Source organism: Streptomyces fractus, assembly GCF_049844455.1.
GTDB lineage: Bacteria > Actinomycetota > Actinomycetes > Streptomycetales > Streptomycetaceae > Streptomyces > Streptomyces fractus.
The window spans coordinates 210002-226814 of record NZ_JBMYHI010000002.1; the positions used below are offsets into that span (position 1 = coordinate 210002).

General features: G+C 73.5%; 13 protein-coding genes. 8 read left to right on the top strand and 5 right to left on the bottom strand.

What is annotated here, in order from left to right:
- Nucleotides 1–192 precede the first annotated feature (192 nt).
- From ACP4E5_RS03035 to ACP4E5_RS03045, 3 genes are all read left to right on the top strand, one after another.
- Nucleotides 193–2790 (top strand): ATP-binding protein, encoded by a 2598-nt coding sequence (locus tag ACP4E5_RS03035; protein ID WP_425825121.1) that lies wholly within the window; start codon nucleotides 193–195, stop codon nucleotides 2788–2790.
- Between the two features lie 99 nt (nucleotides 2791–2889).
- Nucleotides 2890–4305 carry an FAD-binding oxidoreductase gene (locus ACP4E5_RS03040; RefSeq protein ID WP_425825122.1) on the top strand — a complete coding sequence of 472 codons (1416 nt, stop codon included), beginning with the start codon at nucleotides 2890–2892 and terminating at the stop codon, nucleotides 4303–4305.
- Between the two features lie 51 nt (nucleotides 4306–4356).
- Nucleotides 4357–5007: a DUF6629 family protein gene (locus ACP4E5_RS03045; RefSeq protein ID WP_425825123.1), complete on the top strand. Its 651-nt coding sequence runs from the start codon at nucleotides 4357–4359 to the stop codon at nucleotides 5005–5007.
- Nucleotides 5008–5011: 4 nt separating this feature from the next.
- Here the strand turns inward: ACP4E5_RS03045 and ACP4E5_RS03050 are convergent, their stop codons facing one another.
- Nucleotides 5012–5410, bottom strand: a complete 399-nt coding sequence (locus ACP4E5_RS03050; protein WP_425825124.1) for a hypothetical protein — start codon at nucleotides 5408–5410, stop codon at nucleotides 5012–5014.
- Between the two features lie 97 nt (nucleotides 5411–5507).
- Nucleotides 5508–8030: an ATP-dependent Clp protease ATP-binding subunit gene (locus ACP4E5_RS03055; protein ID WP_425825125.1), complete on the bottom strand. Its 2523-nt coding sequence runs from the start codon at nucleotides 8028–8030 to the stop codon at nucleotides 5508–5510.
- Between the two features lie 265 nt (nucleotides 8031–8295).
- On the opposite strand from ACP4E5_RS03055, the gene ACP4E5_RS03060 reads away from it, so the two are divergent.
- Together ACP4E5_RS03060 and ACP4E5_RS03065 are read left to right on the top strand one after the other, a co-directional pair.
- Entirely contained in the window at nucleotides 8296–9840 is a 1545-nt protein-coding gene (locus ACP4E5_RS03060) for a PstS family phosphate ABC transporter substrate-binding protein (RefSeq protein WP_425825126.1), read from the top strand.
- A gap of 126 nt (nucleotides 9841–9966) precedes the next feature.
- On the top strand, nucleotides 9967–10779 hold the full coding sequence (locus ACP4E5_RS03065) for a hypothetical protein (protein ID WP_425825127.1): 813 nt from the start codon (nucleotides 9967–9969) through the stop codon (nucleotides 10777–10779).
- 16 nt (nucleotides 10780–10795) lie between these two features.
- Here ACP4E5_RS03065 and ACP4E5_RS03070 read toward each other — a convergent pair whose 3' ends face one another.
- A complete protein-coding gene (locus ACP4E5_RS03070; protein WP_425825128.1) occupies nucleotides 10796–11335 on the bottom strand; it encodes a helix-turn-helix domain-containing protein in 540 nt (179 codons plus the stop codon).
- Between the two features lie 183 nt (nucleotides 11336–11518).
- Here ACP4E5_RS03070 and ACP4E5_RS03075 point away from each other — a divergent pair, with 183 nt between their 5' ends.
- Nucleotides 11519–12769: a benzoate/H(+) symporter BenE family transporter gene (locus ACP4E5_RS03075; protein ID WP_425825129.1), complete on the top strand. Its 1251-nt coding sequence runs from the start codon at nucleotides 11519–11521 to the stop codon at nucleotides 12767–12769.
- Here ACP4E5_RS03075 and ACP4E5_RS03080 read toward each other — a convergent pair.
- Nucleotides 12729–13448 (bottom strand): type 1 glutamine amidotransferase, encoded by a 720-nt coding sequence (locus ACP4E5_RS03080; protein WP_425825130.1) that lies wholly within the window; start codon nucleotides 13446–13448, stop codon nucleotides 12729–12731. The two genes, ACP4E5_RS03075 and ACP4E5_RS03080, sit on opposite strands and share 41 nt — an antisense overlap.
- Nucleotides 13449–13564: 116 nt before the next feature.
- Here ACP4E5_RS03080 and ACP4E5_RS03085 point away from each other — a divergent pair, with 116 nt between their 5' ends.
- Nucleotides 13565–14416, top strand: coding sequence for a fructosamine kinase family protein (locus ACP4E5_RS03085; protein WP_425825131.1), 852 nt, complete (start codon nucleotides 13565–13567; stop codon nucleotides 14414–14416).
- Between the two features lie 3 nt (nucleotides 14417–14419).
- Here ACP4E5_RS03085 and asnB read toward each other — a convergent pair whose 3' ends face one another.
- Nucleotides 14420–15961, bottom strand: a complete 1542-nt coding sequence (gene asnB, locus ACP4E5_RS03090) for an asparagine synthase (glutamine-hydrolyzing) (protein ID WP_425825132.1) — start codon at nucleotides 15959–15961, stop codon at nucleotides 14420–14422.
- Between the two features lie 81 nt (nucleotides 15962–16042).
- Between asnB and ACP4E5_RS03095 the strand changes: the two genes are divergently transcribed.
- Nucleotides 16043–16813, top strand: coding sequence for an IclR family transcriptional regulator (locus ACP4E5_RS03095; protein WP_425825133.1), 771 nt, complete (start codon nucleotides 16043–16045; stop codon nucleotides 16811–16813).

Genomic DNA, 16813 nt, shown 5'->3' on the forward strand with positions numbered 1-16813 from the left:
AATATACATGAGCCTTACATGGTTCCGACGCGCGGGTGGGCACATCAAGCCCCTGCGGCGATTGAGCAGCGGGGCCCGGGGCAGCGCCCCGCGACCGCACCCCCGTACAACCGCCCACCCACCATGCGGCGATGTACGTATCCGCCCCGCTCCCCGCCCCCGGCGGAGGCCACCCGGTGAGAAAATCCACGTATGGACGGGGGGATCCTCGAGCGGGATCTCGAACTGGGGCGACTGGCCGACGCCGCACGGAGTGCCGCGCGCGGGGCCGGCTCGATCACGCTCGTCCTCGGCGAGGCCGGAATCGGCAAGTCCTCCCTGGTCCGCGCCCTGCCCTCCGTGCTGCCACCGACCGCCCGCCTCCTCGTCGGACACTGCGACGACCTGGCGACCGGCCGCCCGCTCGGCCCGCTGCGCGATCTCGTCGGCAGCGTGGGCGCCGACCTGGCCCGCGCCGTGCGCGACGCCGGCGACCGGCACCGGATCTACGAGGCGCTGCACGCCGAGCTGGCCGGCGCCCCGCATCCCGCGGTGCTCGTCGTGGAGGATGTGCACTGGGCGGACGAGGCCTCGCTGGACGCGCTGCGGTATCTGGTGCGCCGCATCGAGCGGCTGCCCGCGGTGCTCGTGCTCACGTACCGGGACGACGAGCTGGGGCGCGGCCATCCCCTGCGCCAGTTGCTCGGACAGGTGTCGGGGGCGGCCCGCGTGCACCGCCTGCCCCTCGCTCCGCTGTCGCGCCGGGCCGTGGGCAGCCTGTGCGCGGCGGCCGGGCTCGACGCGGCGCAGGTGTACGCGGTGACGTCGGGCAATCCGTTCTTCGTCGCCGAGGTCGTGGCGGCGGGCGGCACCGGCGTGGTGCCGCCGACGGTCGTGGACGCGGTGCATGCCCGGCTGCGCCGCCTCGACGACGTCGCGCGGGACTCGCTGGAGCAGCTGGCCGTGGTGCCCTCGGCCGTGGAGCAGTCGCTCGTGGACGCGCTGCTGCCGGGCGGCTGCGGGGCGCTCGCGGCGGCCGAGCAGGGCGGGCTGCTCGTGGTGGCGCCGGACCGGGTGGCGTTCCGGCACGAGATCATCCGCCGCGCCGTCGCCGACTCGCTGCCCGCCGCGCGCCGTATCGCGCTCGACCGGGCGGTGCTCGCCGCGCTGGTGGCCGCGCCGGACGCCGACCGCTCCCGGATCGTGCACCACGCGGCGGCCGCCGGCGACCTCGACGCGGTGGCGCGGTACGGGCCCCGGGCCGCGCGGGACGCGGCGCGGGCGGGCGCGCACCGGGAGGCCGCAGCGCATCTGCGTCTCGTCCTGCGTCGCCGCGACCGCTACGCACCCGCCGAGCTGGCCGATCTGCTGGAGCAGTACGCGGTGGAGAGCTACACCATCGGCGACTCGGACGCCGCCGTCGCCGCGCAGCGGGACGCCGTGGAGCTGCGTCGTGGCCTCGGCGAGCCGCGGGCGCTCGGCGCGGATCTGCGCTGGCTGTCGCGGATCCACTGGTGGGCGGGCGACGCGACGGCGGCGGAGACGGCGGCGCGCGAGGCCCTCGCGGTGCTCGAACGGGCCGGTGACGATCGGCTGTTGGCGCTCGCCCTCAGCAATACGGCGCAGCTGCGGATGCTGTCGGACGCGTACGCCCAGGCCGTCGAGTACGGCGAGCGGGCCATCGCGCTGGCCCGCAGGGCGGGCGACCCGGCGATTCTCGCGCACGCGCTCAACAACGTCGGCTCGGCACGCTGGCGGGACGGAGACCCGCTGGGGCAGCGGCAGTTGGAGGAGAGCCTGGCGGTGGCGCTCGACGCGGGTGAGGTGGAGCACGCGTGCCGCGCCTACGCCAATATCGTCTGGTCGCTCCTGGACGACCTCCGCTTCACCGAGGCGGACAAGCACCTCTCCCCCGCCATCGACCTCGCCGACCGCGCCGAGCACCTCGGTTTCCTGACCTACCTTCATGTCGAGCTGGCGCTAAGGAAGTTCGCGGCGGGCGACTGGGCGGAGGCCGAGCGGTACGCACGGCTCGGCGCGGACGTGTTCCCGCCCGCCCGCTGCCCCGCCCTCACGGTCCTCGCCCGCGTCCGGGTGCGGCGCGGCGAGCCCGGGGGCGGTGAACTCCTCGACCAGGCCTGGCGGATCGCGGTCGGCACCGATGAGCTCCAGCGCCTCGGCCCGGTCGCGGCCGCCCGCGCGGAGGCCGCGTGGCTGAGCGGCGACCGGGCGGGCGTGCTCGACGCCGCCGAGCGCGTGCACGAGCGGGCCCGCCGGCTCGCGGCGCCGCAGCGCTACGAGCTCGGCTACTGGCTTGCGCGGGCGGGCAGGCCCGCACCCGCCGACGGGGCGAGTCACCCGTACGCCCTCCAGGCCGCGGGCCAGTGGGACAAGGCCGCCGAGCTGTGGCACACGGCCGGCTGCCCGTACGAGGAGGCGGCCGCGCTGGCCCAGAGTCCCGACCCGGCCGTCAAGCTGAGCGCGCTCGCCACGCTGGACTCGCTGGGCGCGGCGCCGCTCGCCCGCCTGGTCCGCGCCGAGCTCCGCGGTCTCGGCGTACGCCGTGTCCCGCGCGGCCCGTACGCGGCGGCGCGCGGCAACCCGGCGGGGCTGACCGACCGTCAACTCCAGGTGCTGCGGCTCCTGATGGAGGGGCTGACCAACGCGGAGATCGCCGAGCGCCTCGTCCTGTCGGTCCGTACGGTCGACAACCACGTGCGCGCCGTCCTGGAGAAGCTCGACGCGCCCACCCGCCGCCGGGCCGTTCAGCGGGCGACAGAGATCGGACTCACGGCGGACGGCGAAACGTAGGTACCCACCCGCCCGAGGTGGGTGTCGCCCACGCATGCCCGGCCGTGCGGGGCGCCCGTAGAACGGATCGGACGACATCCACTCGACTCGGGGGAACGCATGACCGCCACACCCGCACAGGCCGCACGCCGCGAACTGACCGGATTCCGGGGGACGTTGACCGGCCCCACGGACCCCGGCTTCGAGGAGGCCCGCGCCGTCTACAACGCGATGATCGACCGGCGTCCCGCGCTCGTCGCGCGCTGCGCCGACGCGGGCGACGTGGCGAAGGTGATCGCCTTCGCCCGCCGCCACGAACTTCCGCTCGCGGTGCGCGGCGGCGGCCACCACGGCGCCGGGCTCGGCACCTGCGAGGGCGGCGTGGTCGCCGACCTGGCGCCCATCGACTCCGTCGAGGTCGACGCGAAGGCCCGCACCGCGAAGGTCGGCGGCGGCGCCACGTGGGGCCTGGTCGACACGGCGACGCACGCGCACGGCCTCGCCACGCCCAGCGGCATCATCTCCACCACCGGGGTCGGCGGCCTCGCGCTCGGCGGCGGGCTCGGCCACCTCACCCGGAGCTGCGGCCTGACCGTCGACAACATCCTCGCGGCGGAGGTCGTACTCGCCGACGGCACCGCGGTGCGCGCGGACGCCGACACCAACACGGACCTGTACTGGGCGATCCGGGGCGGCGGCGGCAACTTCGGTGTCGTCACGTCCTTCACGTTCCGGCTGCACGAGGTGGGCACGGTGGTGGCCGGGCCGACGTTCTGGCCGGCCGAGCAGAGCGCCGAAGTCCTCACCGCCTACCGCGAGTTCCTGCCCTCCGCGCCCCGCGACGTCAACGGCTTCTTCCTGTTCGGGTCCGTGCCGCCGGCCCCGCCGTTCCCCGAGGAGCTGCATCTGCGGAAGGTTTGTGGGGTCGTGTGGTGTCACACGTCCGGGGACCCGGAGCAGGCCGAGCGGGCCATGGCGCCGCTCCTCACCGGCCTGCCGTCGCCGCTGCTGCACGCGGTCGCGCCGATGCCGCACCCCACGATGCAGTCCATGTTCGACGGCCTGTATCCGGCGGGCGACCAGTGGTACTGGCGGGCCGACTTCGTCCGCGAGATCCCGGACGACGCGGTGGAGCTGCACGCCAAGTTCGGGCCGCAGACGCCGTCCATGCAGTCGACGATGCACCTGTACCCGATCGACGGGGCCGCGCACGACGTCGGCCCGTCCGACACGGCGTTCAGTTACCGGGACGCGCGCTGGGCGAGCGTGTTCGCGGGCGTGGACCCGGACCCGGCCAACGCCGATCTGCTGCGGCGCTGGACGGTCGACTACTTCGAGGCCCTGCACCCGTACTCGGCGGGCGGCGCCTACGTGAACATGATGATGGACGAGGGGCAGGAGCGGGTGCGGGCGAGCTACCGCGGCAACTACGCCCGCCTCGCCCGCGTCAAGGCGGCCCTCGACCCGGACAACGTGTTCCGCAACAACCAGAACATCCAGCCGGACCCCGCCGCACGCGACAACGTCCGGCCGTAGGCCCCTGCCCCTCGACGCGCCACCCCGCCTCCGGATACGTAGCGTGGTCGCATGTGCTGGAGTGCGACGGCCGATCTGGTGGCGGGTGGCGCGATCACCGCCGTGGGCGCGGGGTGCGTCGCGCGTGCGGCACGCACCCGTCCGCGGGCCGTGCCGCTCGCGGCGCTCCCGCTGCTCCTCGGGGCGCACCAGATCATCGAGGCGGTCATCTGGAACGACGGCGGCGGCAGTGGCCCCGCCGTCGTCGCGTGGGCGGTGATCGCACTGCCGCTGCTGCCGGTCTGGGTGCCGGCGGGCGTGTGGTGCGCGGTGACGCCGCACGCCCGCCGCCGACTGTTCGTGCCGCTGGCTGCGGGCGTCGTGACGGCGGGGGTGCTCGGGTACGTCCTGGCGACGAGCACGGTGACCGCCGAGGTGCGCGGACACACGATGGGCTACGCGATCGGGCTGCCGGGCGCCGGGTGGCTGCTGGCGGGCTATCTGCTGGCGACGATCGGCTCGCTGCTGCTGTCGGGCGAGCGGGGCCTGGTCCTGCTCGGGATCCTCGCAGCGGTAGGCGCGGCGGTGTGCGCGGCGCTGTGGCGTTGGGAGTTCATCTCCACGTGGTGCGCGGGCGCTGCGCTGTGCTCCGCGGTGCTCTTCGGCTGGCTACGCTCCCCAAGCCCCTCCGGCGCCGACCGCTCTGGCGCCGGAGGGGCTTGACGGGTCACTCGGTGATCGTGACGCACGGCAGGCCGACGCTCGCGCCGCCGCGGAAGCCTTCGGCGCACAGTCGGGTGCCGGGGGCGAAGTGCCGTTGCGGGTAGGCCTGGTCGCGGTAGGTGCGGAACGCGTCGACGTCCTCGACCTTGGTGTTCGCCGACCAGCCGTCGGTGGTCCACACACGGGCGGAGATGCGGTTCGGCTGGTTGGTGTTCACGACGGACACCTCGACGCGGCCCAGGTAGGTACCGCTGTCGTAGGTCTCGATGCACACGGAGTTGTTGCACCACTTGCCGTCGGCGGCGGCCGGCTGGCCCACGGCGATGACGCAGCCGAGGGCGGCGACGGCCGCGGCGAGCGAGGAGAAGGTCTTCTTGAAGGCGGCGCGCATGGTGTCCCGCACGGGTGACTCCCTGTGTCTTGTACGTGTCGCGTACGACGTGGTGCGCGGAGCCCTGTGCCCGCGCCTCGGGCGCATCAACGTCGTACGCGACCAGGGGTTACGCCTCCTTGGTCCGGACGGTGAGCTCCCCGTCGACCGCCTCGACGCGGACCCGGCCGCCCGCCGCGACCCCGCCGTCGAGCAGCATCCGGGAGAGCCGGTTGTCGAGCTCGCGCTGGATGGTGCGGCGCAGCGGGCGCGCCCCGTACTCGGGCTGGTGGCCGCGCCGGGCCAGCCATTCGACGGCTTCGGGGGCGAACTCGACGGTGATGTCCTGGGCGCGCAGGCGGCGCCGGGTCTCGTCGAGGAGGAGGTCCGTGATGCGGGTCAGCTGTTCGGTGCTGAGCCGCCGGAAGATGACGATCTCGTCGACGCGGTTGAGGAACTCGGGACGGAAGTGCTCCCGCAGGGGACGCAGGACCTGTTCGCGACGCGCGGTCTCGTCGGCGGAGTCGTCCGTGCGGAAGCCCAGCGCGGTGCCGCGTCCGGCGATGGCCTCGGAGCCGAGGTTGCTGGTCATCACGATGACCGTGTTGGTGAAGTTCACCGTGCGGCCCTGCGCGTCGGTGAGGCGTCCGTCGTCGAGGACCTGGAGCAGCGTGTTGAAGACGTCCGGGTGTGCCTTCTCCACCTCGTCGAGCAGGATCAGCGAGTAGGGGTGGCGGCGCACGGCTTCCGTGAGCTGCCCGGCCTCCTCGTGGCCCACGTATCCGGGTGGCGCGCCGACCAGGCGGGAGACGGTGTGGCGTTCCTGGAACTCGCTCATGTCGAGCCGGACCATGCGGTCCTGGCTGCCGAAGAGTGCCTCGGCGAGGGCGCGGGCCAGTTCGGTCTTCCCGACGCCGGTGGGGCCGAGGAAGAGGAAGCTGCCGATGGGGCGGTCGGGGCTGGCGAGCCCGGCGCGGGAGCGCAGCACGGCCTCGGCGACGGCGGTCACGGCCTCGTCCTGGCCGATGACCCGCTCGTGGAGGTGTTGTTCGAGGCCGAGGAGGCGCTCCTTCTCCTCCTGCGTGAGGCTGCTGACGGGGATGCCGGTCTGCCGGGACACGACCTCGGCGATGTCCTCGGCGGACACCTCGACGATGTGTCCGTCACCGGGGTCGGGTTCACGGGCCCCCTCGATCCGTTCGGTCAACTCGCCGATGCGGTCGCGCAGTTCGGTGGCCCGCTCGTACTGTTCGGCGGCCACGGCCTGGTCCTTGTCGCGGATGAGGTCGTCGACCTGGCGTTCAAGGGCGCGTACGTCGGTGGTCTTGGTGCGGTCGCGGAGGCGGACGCGGGCGCCCGCCTGGTCCATCAGGTCGATGGCCTTGTCGGGGAGGAAGCGGTCGGTGAGATAGCGGTCGGAGAGGTCGACGGCGGCGAGCAACGCCTCGTCGGTGTACCGGATCTGGTGGTGCGCCTCGTAGCGGTCGCGCAGTCCGCGCAGGATCTCCACGGCGTCGGCCGTCGACGGTTCGGGCACGAGGATCGGCTGGAAGCGGCGGGCGAGCGCGGCGTCCTTCTCGATGTGCCGCCGGTACTCCTCCAGGGTGGTGGCGCCGATGACGTGCAACTCGCCGCGCGCCAGGGCGGGTTTGAGCATGTTGCCCGCGTCCATCGAGCCGCCTTCGGAGCCGCCGCTCGCGCCCGCGCCGACGACGGTGTGCAACTCGTCGATGAACACGATGAGTTCGTCCGGGTGGGCGCGCACCTCGTCGATGATGCCGCCGAGTCGTTCCTCGAAGTCGCCGCGGTAGCGGGTGCCCGCGACGACGCCCGACAGGTCGAGCGAGACGAGGCGGCGCCCGCAGAGCGTCTCGGGTACGTCGCCCTCGGCGATGCGCTGGGCGAGGCCCTCGACGACCGCGGTCTTGCCGACGCCCGCGTCGCCGATGAGCACGGGGTTGTTCTTGCCCCTGCGCGAGAGTACTTCGACGGTCTGCTCGATCTCCTCGTCGCGGCCGATGACCGGGTCGAGGCGGCCCTGGCGGGCCCGGTCGGTGAGGTCCTCGCCGAAGCGGTCCAGGTTGGGGGTGGGGGTCGCGGTCCTCGCCTGCTGGCTGCCGGGCCGGGGCTCGGCGGCGCCGGGCGGCGGGGTCTGCGGCGCCGGTTCCGGGGTGAAGCGGGCCTGGTTGAGGAGGTGTCCCGCCGCGGAGTCGGGGTTGGCGGCGAGCGCGAACACGATGTGGTCGGGGCCGATGTAGGCGACGCCCGACTCCCGCGCGATGACATGTGCGTCGAGCAGGGCCCGCTTGACCGCGGGGGTCACGGACAGGGACTGCGGGGTGCGGTTCGGCTCGCCGCTGCCCGCGTGCCGGTCGATCTCCCCGGCCAGCCGGTCGGGGTCGGCGCCGGCCTTCGTCACGAGACTGCGGGTGGGTTCGAGGGAGAGCGCAGCCCACAGCAGGTGCCCGGTGTCGAGGTCTCCCCGGCCGCGCTCGGTGGCGTAGTTCGCGGCCGTGGCGACGAGGTGGCGGGCGGGCCCGCTCATCAGCCTGCCGATGTCGATCTGCCGTCGGCCACCGCCGAGGAACCCCGAGAAGAAGTCGCCGAAGGGGTCCTGTCCGTGGCCGTCGGACCCGGTGAATCCGCTGCTCATGCCCATCCGTCCCGGCACGCGCCGTCCGTGTGCGACAGCGCTGCCTCGTCGACGTCCGTCCGGGGAGCGCGTAGCCCGCTGCGGCGTGGATAAACGTGGTGGGCCGGTGTCGGGCGAGGGTGCGGTGGTACGTGTGTGTGGGGACGGTCGTCCGGCCCGGGTCCACGGCCCGTTCCTGACGGGGACGTTGAACGGGCGACGAACAGTTGGCGAAGCTCGGCGCCCGGGCCCGCCCTCCGGTCCGGCGGGTCCGTACCGTCGCCGCATGGGATGGCTCGAGATCACCCTCACCGCCGCGGGTTTGCTGATCGGCGTGGTGTCCATCGTCACGCCGTTCGCCGCCGACCGCAGGGCGCGGCGCAGCAGGCGGGTCGGGTTCCGCAAGCAGATGGACATCGCCATAGGGCACCACGGCCCCGCGGGGGAGGGCGATTCGCGGCTCGGGCTCTTCACGGATCTGCCCGAGATGCGCGACGCCACCCTCGTCCTCCTGCGGATCGAGAACGACGGCTCGCGGCACGTCGACACGGACGATTACATCGACGCTTCGGAGCAGTTCGGCCTGACCGCCGAGTTTCCCGGGCGCAGCATTCAGGCGCTGGACGTCACCCTGCCCGAGGAACACGCCAACCTGATGGGCTACTTCGAGCACCGGCCACGTCTGCGCGTCGAGGCTCCCAGCACGCTGCGCATCCCCAAAGTCCCTCTGAAGCCGGGCGCGTACTACAAGATCCTGGTGCTGCTCACGGGCGGCGCGGAAGGGGACAAGGTCTCCGTCACCGGTGACATCAAGGACGGCAAGCTGCACGAGAACCACAGCCTCACACCGGACGAGAAGCCGCCGGTCTTCAGTCGCCGGGCCCGCTGGACCACGGTCACCCTCGGCGTCGCGCTGATCGCGGCGGCGACCCTGCCGCTGCTCATGCCGGCGCCGCTGCCGGACGACTGCGAGTCGGGCACGCTGCGGCTGACCGGGTCCACGGCGTTCGCCCCGGTGATGAAGGAGCTGGCGGAGAAGTACCGCGCTCATTGCGGGGACGAGCCGCGGATCACGGTCGCGGCGCGCGGCAGCCGGACCGGGGTGCGTGAACTCGCCCTGTCCGGCGAGGAGTCGGGCAGCACGGCGGGCCGCATCGCGTTCTCCGACGGGCCGCGCCCAGCCAGCTACAGCCGGCTCAGCGAGAGCCGCATAGCGGTGTCCCTGTTCACGCTCGTCGCGCACGACGACGTCCGCCTGACGAACCTGTCCGGGGCCGATGTGCGGCGCGTCTACCGGGGCGAGATCCGCAACTGGTCCCAGCTGGGCGGCCCCGATCTACCGGTCGTCCTGGTCAGCCGCACCTCCGGCTCGGGCACCCGGTCCGCGCTCACGGCGCGGGTGCTCGCGGGCGCCGACGAGCCGCCCGCCTCATCGGACGACTGCGTCAACCGCACGGCCCGCGCCGCCGCCCGCGTGCTGCGCTGCGAGCTGGACTCCACGGAGCAGGTCCTCGACACCGTGGCCCACACCCCGGGCGCCCTCGGCTACAGCGAGCTGCGCGCCGCGTCGCCGCCGGACGCGCCGAAGGGCCTGCACCGCCTCACCCTCGACGGCCACACCCCGGACCCGGACCGGCTCGACGCGGGCGGCTATCCGTACCGCGAGATCGAGTACGCGTACACGTACGGCCGCCCGCCGGCCGACTCCCTGGCGTCCAGCTTCCTCGCCTACGCCGTCGACAACGGCACGGGCAAGGGGGTCGTCGCCACCCACGGTCATCTTCCGTGCGGGACACCGGTGGGGCTGCGTGTGTGCGGCAAGGACGGCTGAGGGCCCACCGGCCCCGCCGGCGTCCGCTCGGTCCCGCCCTCGCTCGCGCGACGCAGGAACACCACAGAACGTACAATTTATGGGTGTTCCGGGCGTACGGTGCGTCCGGGAAGGCGAGGTGACGTCATGGCCGGACCGACACCGACCCGGCTGCACCGGGCCGCGCGGATGCCTGTCGCCGCGGTGTTCGTGTGCGCGAGCCTGCTGTCCGCGGGACCCGCCGTGGCCGACGACGGCGACGCCAAGGACCAGAGCGCGCAGGAGCTGGCCGAGGCGGCGAAGAAGGAACTCCTGGACGCGAAGTCCGTGCATCTGACGATGAGGAACAGCGCGGACGACCGTGACACCCGCACCCCCGCGCTGGTCGATCTGCGCCTCGATGAGAAGGGGAACTGCAACGGCGAGCTGCGCATGGGCACCGGCGGAGCCGAGGGTGGCCGCGTCGACCTCGTGAAGCGCGGCGACGAGGTGTGGCTCAAGCCGGACGCCACGTTCTGGAAGACGCAACTACCGGGTCGCAGCGGCGAGTTGGCGGCCGAACTGATCGGCGACCGGTATGTGCACGGCACCACCGACGACCCCCTGCTCGAAGGGCTGTCCGGCACCTGCGACCTCGACTCGTTCCGCGGGCGCCTGAAGGACGGCTCGGACCGTGCCACCAAGGACGAGCTCACGAAGGGCGACCAGAAGAAGGTCGCGGGCACCGAGGTCGTACCGCTGACCTCCGGCAACAGCAAGGACCGCATCACCCTCTACGTCACCGCCGACGAGCCGCACCGGCTGGTGCGCGCCACCGAGAAGGGCTCCGCCGAGTCCCTGTCGATGACGCTGACGGACTACGGCAAGCCGGTTCCGAAGAAGACACCGTCCGCGGACGACTCGATCGACGTCTCGGACCTGCGGGGCACCGCACCGTCGCAGGCGCCGCACGCCGCCTGACGCACTCCGTGCCCCATCAGTCGCCCTTCGGGTAGCGGACGAAGAGGATCCCCTGGACCTCGCCGTCCGGCGCGCCGTAGACGTGCGGGGCGTCCGCCGCCCAGTGGGCGTGACCGCCGGGCCCGGCGGTCGTGGGCGCGTCCGGCGGGCCGACGACGGCCGTCCCGGAGAGCACCATCAGGCTCTCCGTGGTGCGCGGGACGTGCGCCGCGGACTCCTGGGTCGCACCCTCGGCGATGGTGACGCGGAAGACGTCGGTGGCCGCGTCCGCGTCCTCGTACCGCTCGATCAGCACCGCGGTGACCGCACTCCCGGACACACCGGCCGCGCCCGCGCCCACGCCGGGCGGCGGGTCGTCGAGGACGGCGCTCAGCGGCCGGCCGAGCGCGGTGGTCAGGGCGTAGAGGGTTTCGAGGGTGGGGTTGCGGCGGCCCGTCTCGAGTTCGGAGAGCGTGCCCTTGCCGACTCCGGAGCGGCGCGCGAGTTCGGACAGGGACAGGCCGCTGTCCTCGCGCAGCCGCTTCAGCCTGCGCCCCACTTCGTCACCGAGCCCCATCACCGGCCCCCTCCCGCACCCGTCGGCGCGTGTTGACGTGTCGCCACCCTCGTCCTTAGTGTTCCACAAACAGAACGTTCTGTTAATGGAACGCTTCGCACGCTCACGTCATCCTGCCCTCCCCTACCCCCTGCCGTCCCCTGCCCTCCCGTACCCTCCTCTGCCTTCGGAAGTGACATCCGCATGTCCTCGCTCGCCCGCATACGCGCCCTCGCACCACCCTCGGCGGTGGCGGCGGGGCTCATCGCCACCACCGTCGGTGTGACCAGCGCGGCCGCCATCGTGTTCACCGCGGCGCGGACCGCCGGGGCGGACGCGCGGGAGGTGTCGTCGTGGATGCTGGCGCTCGGCGTCGGCATCGCGGTCACCACCGTGGGCCTGTCGCTGCGCAACAAGGCGCCCGTGCTCACCTCTTGGTCGACTCCGGGCGCCGCGCTCCTCGCCACGAGTCTGAGCGGGGTATCCATGGAGAAGGCCGTGGGCGCGTTCGTGTTCAGTGCCGTGCTGACCGTGGTGAGCGGCCTGACGGGGTGGTTCGCGCGGCTCATGGACCGGATCCCGGTGCCGCTCGCCTCCGCGCTGCTCGCCGGTGTGCTGCTGCACTTCGGGACGGGGCTCTTCTCGCAGATGGGCGGGCACTTCGGGATCGCGTTCCCGGTGTTCGCGCTGTATCTGCTCGCCCGCCGGCTGCTGCCGCGCTACGCCGTGGTGGTCGCGCTCGCCGGTGGCGTCGTGGCCTCCGTCCTCATCGGTGGCTGGCATCTGGAGCGGGTCCAACTGTCGCTCGCGCAGCCGGTGTTCACGGCTCCCGAGTTCGACTGGAAGGTACTCGTCAGCGTAGGTGTGCCGCTGTTCGTGGTCACGATGGCCTCGCAGAATCTGCCGGGTGTCGCCGTGCTGCGCACGTCCGGGTACGAGGTGCCGATCTCGCCCGTCCTGACGTGGACCGGTGTCGCGCAGGTGGTGCTCGCGCCGTTCGGGGCGTTCGGGCTGAACCTCGCGGCGCTGACCGCCGCGATCTGCACCGGGGAGGAGGCGCATCCCGACCGGAAGCGGCGCTATCTCGCGGCCGTGTGGGCGGGTGTCTTCTACCTGTGTGTCGGTCTGCTCGGCGCGACCGTGGCGTCGCTGCTCGGCGCGATGCCGCACGCGCTGGTCCTCGCGGTCGCCGGGGTGGGCATGCTCGCCACGATCGAGTCCGCCCTGGCCGGGGCGCTGTCGGATCCCCGGTCCAGGGAGGCGGCCGTGGTCACCTTCCTCGCGACAGCGTCCGGGGTGACGCTTCTGGGCATCGGGTCCGCGTTCTGGGGGCTGCTCGCGGGCGTGCTCACGAGTGTCGTCGCGTCGTGGGGCCGGCGCCGGACCACCCCGTCCGCGCCCGTCGTACAACCGGTCAAGGTGTCGCCGCGCACACCCGAGCGAACCTCCGCGTGACCTCCGACCACGCCGCGACCGCCGCTCGTTCCTCGGCGACCGCCGCGGTGTGCAGCCGGTCCCGGTCGAAGCCCTGCCGGGCCAGCGCCTCTGGGGCCCATCCGGCGATCCGCGCGGCCTCCGCCTCCGGGTGAAACTGGACGCCCCAGGCCCGCTCCCCCACCCGGAACGCCTGGTGCGGGCAGGCCTCGGTGGACGCCAGCCAGGCGGCGCCCGGCGGCAGTTCGGTGATCTGGTCGACGTGCCGCTCGATCGCCGGGACCGTCGCGCCGAGCCCGTGCAGCAGCGGGTCATCGGCGGCCTCGGGCCGCAGCCGTATCCGCGTACTGCCGTACTCGGGCCGTCCGTGGTCGCCCCGCACACGGCCGCCCGCGACGTGCGCGAGCAGCTGACCGCCGAGGCAGATGCCGAGGACGGGGGTGGAACCGTCGAGCGCCTGCGCGGCGAGGGGGCGGGTGGCGGGCAGCCAGGGCGCGCGTTCGTCGTCGTCCGGCAGGAACCCACCGCCCAGGATCAGCAGCGGCCTGCCATCGAGCGTCTCGGGCAGCGCCTCACCCTCGTACGGACGCAGCACCTCAAGGCTCAGGCCCGCCTCGCGCAGCCAGTCGCCGACCCGGCCGGGGCCGCCGCTCTTCGTGTTCTGCACGACCAGGACGGGGGCAACTGCCCTGCTGCTCATCCGCGTTCGCCTCGTTCCGTACGGTGATGCGGTTCGGGTCATGCGTTGATCGACGCAGCAGATCAGCGCGCGACGCACCACGTCAACGGTCCCGCGGTCGTCCTACGCTGAGGAACATGTCAGCACTCGCAGCCGCCGCGACCCGCTTCACCGGCCGTCCGGCCACCGCCCAGCGCCGCCTCTCGTCCCACCTCGCCGAGGTCACCCTCGACGACGGCCGCGTGGTGATGGTGAAGAGCGCCGACGACCCGGGCGCGGTGCGCGCGGAGGCGGCCGGGCTCCGGTGGCTCGCGGCGGTCGGCGCGGTGGCGGTGCCCACGGTGCACGGCCACGACGAGCGGTGCCTGGTCGTCGACCGGGTCACGGAGGGGCGGCCGGACGGGGACGCCGCGGAGCGGTTCGGCGAGGGGCTCGCGCGGCTGCACGGCGCCGGGGCCTCGGCGTTCGGCGCGGCGCCGCCCGACGGACCCACGGACGCGTACATCGGGCTCGCCCCCATGCGCAATGTGCCGGGCGACGACTGGCCCCGCTGGTACGCCACCCACCGGGTGCTGCCGTACCTGCGCACCGCCGTGGACGCCGGCACCCTCTCCCCCGCCGAGGCGGAGCCGATCGAGCGGGTCTGCGAGCGGCTGCCCGAACTCGCGGGCCCCGCGGAGCCTCCCGCCCGACTGCACGGCGACCTGTGGAACGGGAATCTGCTGTGGGGCGCCGACGGCGCGGCCCGGCTCATCGACCCGGCCGCGCACGGCGGGCACCGCGAGACCGATCTGGCGATGCTGCACCTGTTCGGCGCGCCGCACCTGGACCGGATCCTGGAGGGCTACCAGCGGGCCGCGCCGCTCGCCGACGGCTGGCGCGACCGCGTCCCGCTGCACCAGCTCTTCCCGCTCCTGGTGCACACGGTGCTGTTCGGCCGCGGCTACGCCGAGCAGGCGGTGGCCGCGGCCCGCTCCCAGCTCACGTAGCGGCTACGCCGTCGCGAACCGCGTGAGCACGGCCTCCGGGCGGACGCCCGGCAGCGCGGCCCGGAACGTCCGGTAGTAGCCGAGCTCCTCCTTGCTGCGCAGCTCGGGCGCCGCGTCCTCGGCCGTCGCCGCCGCGAACTCCGCGTCCGAGATGCGGCTGTCCCACAGCGGGCTCAGGACGCTCTCCGCACCGCTGCCCGTGCCGAACTGCTCCTTGCGGCGCCACAGCAGGTGTTCCGGCAGCCAGCCCGCGAAGGCGCGGCGCAGGTGTCCCTTCTCCATGCCGTCGTCCTCAAGTGCCTTGAGCGGCGCGGGCAGTGACATACCGTGCGCGATGACGTCGCGGTCGAGGAACGGGACGCGTGCCTCCAGGCCGTGGGCCATGGTGACGCGGTCGCAGCGCTGGAGGTTGAGGCCGTGCAACGCGCCTATGGTGCGGCGCAGTTCGGCGTCCAGCTCGTCCGGGGCGGCGTGCCGCTCGTGGTAGTAGCCGTAGCCGGCGAAGAGTTCGTCCGCGCCCTCGCCGGTGAGGACCGCCTTGACGTGCCGGGAGGCGAGTTCGGACAGGAACCAGTTCGGGACGGCGCTGCGGATGAGGCTGGCGTCGAAGGACTCCACGCACCCGACCACCTCGTCGAGCACCCGCGCCGCGGCCTCGGCGTCGAGCACCGCCTCGTGGTGCTCGGTGCCAAGGAACGCGGCGGCGTCCCGCGCGGCGAGCAGGTCCGGGGAGTCCTCCGTGCCGACGGCGAAGGTCTTGAGGCGGCGGCCCTGGCGGGCGTACTCGTCGGCGGCGACCGCGGCGACGAGGCTGGAGTCGAGCCCGCCGGAGAGGAACACACCGACCTCGACGTCCGCCATCAGATGCCGGCGGACGGAGTCGGCGACGGCCTCGAAGGTGGCCTTCTCGACGACCTGCTCGGGCACGCCGTCCCACGCGTCCGCCACTTCGGGGACCGGCTCGGCGAATCGGCGCAGGCCGTCCTCGGGCGTCCACCAGCAGCCGGGCGGGAAGATCTCGGCGTTCGGCTGTACGTCGGGGTCGAACGCGCGCAGTTCGGAGGCGAAGTGCACGGCGGTGGCGGTGCGCGCCCAGTACAGGGGCTTGACGCCGATGGCGTCGCGGGCGGCGACGAACCGGCCGCCGGGCGTGGCCGCGCACAGCGCCCACATGCCGCGCAGGCGGAGCAGCCCCTCGGGCCCGTCCGTGCGCAGCACGGCGAGCGCCGCCGCCGAGTCGGACGAGGAGCCGAAGGCCTCGGCAGGGATCTCCTCGCGGAGTGTGTCGTGGTTGTAGATCTCGCCGTTGCACACGAGCGACCAGTCGTCGTCGCCGTTGGTGCCGCCGAGGGGCTGGTGTCCGCCGTCGAGGTCGACGATGGAGAGGCGGCGGTGGCCGAGCCAGGTGTGGCCGCCGACCGTACGGGTCCCGCTGTCGTCGGGTCCGCGGTGGGCGAGCCGGTCGAGCATGCCCTCCGCCGCCGCGTCGGCGCACGCGGTGTCGATGTGTGAGTGATGGCTGTGTATGGCTGCGATTCCGCACATGTGGATCGACCATAGGGCGGTCCGTGCGAATGGAACAATGCGAGTTGCTGTATACGCACGCCGCTGTGGCAGTCTTGGGTCATGGCAGCGGAGAACCTGAGCAGCGTGCACCGCGCGCTGGACGTGCTGCGCGCTCTCGCGCAGGGCCCGATGGGCGTGCAGGAAGTGGCCCTGGCGGTGGGCCGGGAGAAGTCGCAGGTGTCCCGGACCCTGAAGGTCCTGGCGCAGGAGGGGTTCCTGGAGCGGTATCCGCGCACGCTGCGCTATCGCGTCGGCTGGCAGCTGCTCGCGCTGGCCTCGTCTGCGGGCGAGGAGCGGCTGTACGGGGAGGCGCCGCCGGTACTGCGGGACCTGGTGCACCGCGTCGGAGAACCCGCGTATCTGACGGTGCTGTCCGGGCACGGTGTGGTGACGGTGCTCACGGAGCGCACGTCGCGCGGCCTCCAGGCGCACGAGTGGATCGGCCGCACCTCGCCGCTGAACTGCACGTCCGCGGGCCGCGCGCTGCTGTTCGGGCTGCCCGACGACCAGGTGGCGGCGCTCCTGACGACCGAGAACGGGGCGCCGCTGCCCGGTACGGACGCGGCGCCCCGCGACGTTCCGGCGGTCCTGGAGCGGCTGCGGGCGGAGCGGGCGCGGGGCTTCGCGGTGGCCGCGGAGGAGATGGAGCCGGGCCTGACCGCGGTCGCCGTCCCGGTGCACGATCACCGGGGCGACGTGGTGGCGGCCGTCAATGTGTCGGCGCCGGTGTTCCGGCTGCCGCCGGACGCGCTGCCGCAGGTGGCGGATGCGGTGGTCGCGGCGGCGCACCAGCTGTCGGCGCGGCTCAACGGCGCGCCGCCGTCCGCGTGA

What these genes read in the sequence shown, in the direction of transcription:
- ACP4E5_RS03035 (WP_425825121.1), top strand. Translation starts at nt 193, where the DNA reads ATGGACGGGGGGATCCTCGAGCGGGATCTCGAACTGGGGCGACTGGCC.
- ACP4E5_RS03040 (WP_425825122.1), top strand. Translation starts at nt 2,890, where the DNA reads ATGACCGCCACACCCGCACAGGCCGCACGCCGCGAACTGACCGGATTC.
- ACP4E5_RS03045 (WP_425825123.1), top strand. Translation starts at nt 4,357, where the DNA reads ATGTGCTGGAGTGCGACGGCCGATCTGGTGGCGGGTGGCGCGATCACC.
- ACP4E5_RS03055 (WP_425825125.1), bottom strand. Translation starts at nt 8,030, where the DNA reads ATGAGCAGCGGATTCACCGGGTCCGACGGCCACGGACAGGACCCCTTC.
- ACP4E5_RS03060 (WP_425825126.1), top strand. Translation starts at nt 8,296, where the DNA reads ATGGGATGGCTCGAGATCACCCTCACCGCCGCGGGTTTGCTGATCGGC.
- ACP4E5_RS03065 (WP_425825127.1), top strand. Translation starts at nt 9,967, where the DNA reads ATGGCCGGACCGACACCGACCCGGCTGCACCGGGCCGCGCGGATGCCT.
- ACP4E5_RS03070 (WP_425825128.1), bottom strand. Translation starts at nt 11,335, where the DNA reads ATGGGGCTCGGTGACGAAGTGGGGCGCAGGCTGAAGCGGCTGCGCGAG.
- ACP4E5_RS03075 (WP_425825129.1), top strand. Translation starts at nt 11,519, where the DNA reads ATGTCCTCGCTCGCCCGCATACGCGCCCTCGCACCACCCTCGGCGGTG.
- ACP4E5_RS03080 (WP_425825130.1), bottom strand. Translation starts at nt 13,448, where the DNA reads ATGAGCAGCAGGGCAGTTGCCCCCGTCCTGGTCGTGCAGAACACGAAG.
- ACP4E5_RS03085 (WP_425825131.1), top strand. Translation starts at nt 13,565, where the DNA reads ATGTCAGCACTCGCAGCCGCCGCGACCCGCTTCACCGGCCGTCCGGCC.
- asnB (WP_425825132.1), bottom strand. Translation starts at nt 15,961, where the DNA reads ATGTGCGGAATCGCAGCCATACACAGCCATCACTCACACATCGACACC.
- ACP4E5_RS03095 (WP_425825133.1), top strand. Translation starts at nt 16,043, where the DNA reads ATGGCAGCGGAGAACCTGAGCAGCGTGCACCGCGCGCTGGACGTGCTG.